General features: G+C 58.2%; 2 protein-coding genes. Both read right to left on the bottom strand.

Features of this window, described 5'->3' with window-relative positions; all coding sequences use genetic code 11:
• Positions 1-5: 5 nt before the first annotated feature.
• Positions 6-1,310 (bottom strand): MFS transporter, encoded by a 1,305-nt coding sequence (locus FEM54_RS30660; RefSeq protein ID WP_138454072.1) that lies wholly within the window; start codon positions 1,308-1,310, stop codon positions 6-8.
• A 3-nt stretch (positions 1,311-1,313) separates the two neighbouring features.
• Positions 1,314-2,378, bottom strand: a 1,065-nt coding sequence (locus tag FEM54_RS30655; protein WP_138454071.1) for a DUF1329 domain-containing protein, incomplete at its 5' end; no start/stop codon positions are given.

Genomic DNA, 2,378 nt, shown 5'->3' with positions numbered 1-2,378 from the left:
GCGTATCAGGGACGCCCAGGATGTTCGGGGTAAAACCTCAATGCCACGCCGCTGATAAGGATCGCCGCACACAAGTACCAGGCCGGCACCAACGCGCTGCCCGTCAGCGCAATCAGCCACGTCACGATCAGTGGAGAAAAGCCGCCGAACAACGTGACACCGAAGCTGTAAATGATCGACAACCCCGTCACCCGGTTATCGCGGGAGAAGGCTTCCATCAGCAACGCCAGCCCTGCCCCACCGCTGAGCGCCATGGGCAGAATCAACAACGAAACGGCCACCAGGCATAGCAGCGTGCTTTGCTGGCCGAGCATCACAAACGCGGGATAGGTCAGCACCGCCTGCAACTCACACAGCCAATATAACAACGGCTTGCGCCGTTGCATGCGATCGGCGAAGCGCGACGCGATGGGCGGGATAACGGCCAGCAACACACAGGCGAAAGCCACCAGCGCAAAGGCGAAGCTGCTGGGGTAGTTCAATGTGCGGGTCAGGTAGGTGGGCATGTAGAACACCACCATGTACGAGCTCACCGTGGAGCTGGCCATCAACAAAATGCCCAATCCCAGGGTGCGTGCGTGCTCGCGCACAAAATCACGAAAAGGCGTGGGTTTTGCGATATTTTCGTGGGTTTCATCCAGGTGTTTGCGGATGTACCAGCCCACCGGCCCGATCATCAAACCGATGATAAAGGGTACACGCCAGCCCCAACTGTGCAGTGCCTGCTCCGACAGCAACGTGGTGAGCACCAGCCCGGACAACGCGCCCAACAGAGCAGCGGCACCTTGGCTTGCGCCCTGCCAGCAGACCATGAAGCAACGATTGTCGGCACGCCCGGACTCCATCAAAAACGCCGAGGCCGCGCCTACCTCGCCACCAGCTGAGAAGCCCTGCAACAGACGACCGAATACCAGCAGCCCAGTGGCAACAATACCGATACTGGAATAGGTCGGAGTGAAAGCGATAACGCCCGTGCCTACGGTCATCAGGGCGATGGTCAAAGACAACGCCTGCTTGCGTCCATAGCGGTCGGCAAACCGGCCGATCATCACTGCGCCGAGCGGACGGATCAGAAAGCCCAAGGCAAAGGTCACCAACGACATCATTAACGACGCCAAGGGCGAGTCAGCCGGGAAAAACAATTTGCCGATAATTACCGCAAAAAAACTGTAGACCGTGAAGTCGTAGATCTCCAGCGCGTTACCCAGGGATGACGCCACCACAACCCGACGCATCTTGGCGCGCGGCGGCACAGCCGTTACAGGAGCAACATAGTCAAACGAGGCAGAAGGAACCGAAGGGCTTTTCATGGCTCAACGTACTCCTGACTGACGCAAGGCATTGGGCGTGAACTCGCCCTCGACAGCTTTAACGTCAAACTGATAGCTGCGCTTCTCCTCATTCTTGAGCCCCAGTACCAGGTAGCGTCCGCTGATCATGTCGTTCAGTGTCTCGGCGGTATAAAACGGTACCTGATCGTTGTAATAGGACTGCTGGTGGGCTTCAGCCATACGCCACAAAGTATTACGGCCGTCGTAGTGGTCAATCACTGCGGCCTGCCAGGAGTCCTCATCGATGTAGAAGTCACGCTTGGCGTAGACATGTCGCTGGCCGGGCTTCAAGGTTGCGACCACGTGCCAGACCCGATGCAATTCATAACGCGCCAACCCTTGATCGATATGACCAGCCTTGGTGATGTCGGCATATTTGAGCTTGGGTGAGTCGAGCTTGTAGCTGTTATAGGGAATGTACAGCTCCTGCTTGCCCACCAACTTCCAGTCGTAGCGATCCGGCGCACCATTGAACATGTCGTAGTTGTCCACCACCCGTTGGCCGTCGGTGCTACCCGCAGGTCCGTCGTAGGCTACCTGCGGTGCCCGCCGTACACGCCGCTGGCCGGCGTTGTAGATCCAAGCCTGGCGGGGCTCCTTGACCTGGTCGAGGGTCTCGTGGACCAATTCGACATTACCGGCCAGGCGAGCTGGGGCGGTGATCGTCTGTTTGTTGTAGAACAGCACATTGCTGGGTTTGGCCGGGTCGTAGTCGGCCAGACTTTCGCGTAGCGCATAAAGATGGTCAAAGGTCACGGGCGTGCCCACGCCGCGCACATCCGGGACAATCTGCACCATCTGGCGCTTCATGCTGTCGCCACGGTAACGGGTGATATGGTTCCAGATCACTTCAAGGCCGTCCTTGGGAATGGGGAATGGATACGCCTTGGTGAAGTTCTCCAGACCGTTTCCACCGGCAACCAGCTGAGTGCTCAAGACATTTTTGCGGGCGGCCTCGACAATCGCAGGTGGCACGCTGACGCTGCGGTGCGTGGGGTACACATTCATTGTGTAGTCGGGGTAGCGCTTGAACATAGCCACCTGGCC

The sequence above is a fragment of the Pseudomonas edaphica genome (genome assembly GCF_005863185.1).
GTDB classification, from domain to species: domain Bacteria; phylum Pseudomonadota; class Gammaproteobacteria; order Pseudomonadales; family Pseudomonadaceae; genus Aquipseudomonas; species Aquipseudomonas edaphica.
This window is presented reverse-complemented; position numbering and strand designations above follow the sequence as displayed.